The organism is Staphylococcus rostri, assembly GCF_002902145.1.
GTDB lineage: Bacteria > Bacillota > Bacilli > Staphylococcales > Staphylococcaceae > Staphylococcus > Staphylococcus rostri.
This window is the reverse complement of sequence record NZ_PPRF01000122.1, coordinates 1-1,917: the sequence shown is the minus strand read 5'-3', so window position 1 is coordinate 1,917 and position 1,917 is coordinate 1. Positions and strand designations below refer to the sequence as shown.

1 protein-coding gene is annotated in these 1,917 nt (G+C 28.4%); it reads left to right on the top strand.

What is annotated here, in order from left to right; all coding sequences use genetic code 11:
* Positions 1 to 323: 323 nt before the first annotated feature.
* On the top strand, positions 324 to 1,917 hold a 1,594-nt coding region (locus CD122_RS11300), incomplete at its 3' end, for an accessory Sec system protein Asp2 (RefSeq protein ID WP_103359027.1).

The following is a 1,917-nucleotide window of genomic DNA, read 5'->3' as shown; positions in this document are numbered from 1 at the left end:
ATTATATACTATCCCTATCTTTATATAAAGAAGTTAATTCTCAGTATATAAACTTGTACAGATATACATATTTTGTATTTATATTAACGCCTAATTTAGTCGTATTTACTGTTAATTATCAATACTTTGTCTTTCAATGTAAAGTCTTTAAAGTTTTTAAAATGATAAGTGTTGAAATATTTTTAAGTAGATACGTACTTTAGAATCAATATTTAAAATACACAATTAAATTTAATGAGCTGATTTACTTATTCAAAATATCATTGATTGATCTTTTTCTTTTTAATACAATGGAAGAAATAGTTATCCCGAGGTGAACACTGATGACACTTAGTATTGCAACAATAGGCTCATTTATTACAAATGATAATTTTAACAACACTTTCAACCCATATTATCAACAGTTCTTTGAAGTAATTCCATGGGATAAGCAAGTACCTATTACAAATCACAAAGTACGAAAAATCTTTTTTAAACGTTTGAAAGACATGCAGCCACAATATCTATTGTTAGATTTTTCATTAGATATTATTTATGGATGGCTGTTATCACACAAAAAACGTATACTGTTTAAAAACATATCTAATAAAAAACAGGCATGGAAAAAACATCAAAACTTCGATAATTATTTTGAAGTATGGAAAAAATCAGTACAACAGCTTCAGGAATTTTTGACGCGTGACGTACCAAACTGTCGTATACTATTAGTTCAAAGTCATTTTGCGAATACATTTACTGATGGTAATTCTATCATTCATTACTGTAAACAGAATAACTTATCAACGCTCGATATTAAGAAAATGAATCAACAATGGGATACACTTAACACTTACTTCATGAATACTCATGATGTTACATTACTGGATTTAACCAAAAACAATTACGTACTTGACAAGACAGAAATGACAACGGAAACTGACTTCCATTTAGAAAAGCAATTTTACAATCATTTTTTAAATAAACTTATCTCATTGACACACCAAATTCCTATCATAAATGAACAAGATAGGACCACAACTCAAAGAATTTACCTCAATGAATCATTTGAAATTTTAAAAACAAAGCAAGTGGATGTTGTGATAAATTCTAAAGACAACATACTTAAAATTGCAAGAGCTGGGCGAAAATCGAATAGCCAAACCTATCAACTCTATAAAAAATTGCTAGAAAATGATTATATTTTGTATGCACATGAAAATGGCATTTCTAAATTATATCAACGACGCTATATTGATGAAATATGGAAGTCTCAGAATGTACATAAAGTTGGAGATATTTATTATTCATTAGAAGCACCAAAACATAAAGAAGCGAATCTTGCTAAAGAAGACAATAAGTTGCTGATTATTTTTCCGTCTATGCCTATGATAAAACACCATGAAAGTCCTATATTTACTGAAAGAATGTTTAATCCCGTGCATAAACATATTTCAAACTACATTAATTCAAATGTCTATATTATGCGTATTGCAGATTTAAACCTTTCTTATGGATCACATTTTATTAATACAATTAACTATTCAACAATGGAACAAGATATCACTAATGCCATTGTTGAAGTAAAGGAAAAATTAAATTTTCAAGATAAAGACATTATTTTGTACGGCCCTTCCAAAGGAGGAACAGGTGCATTATATTATGGTTCAAAGCTAGACTTGAAATGTTTGGCGGTTGATCCGATTATTCACCTAGGACACTATAATAAAAATGATGCACACTTTCTAAGAGGCTTCAGAAAAATCGAATTGAGTGATAATATTAATAAACATTTAAGTCAAGGTTCATATCACAGAAAGTATATTATAGCTTCAGAAAATGTAGCTTTTAATTTTAAATATAGCTCTAAAATTATCGGGGATAACGTCATAAAATTAAATAAAAAAGATGCACAAACTAAAAGTCATGCAGATGTTTCGA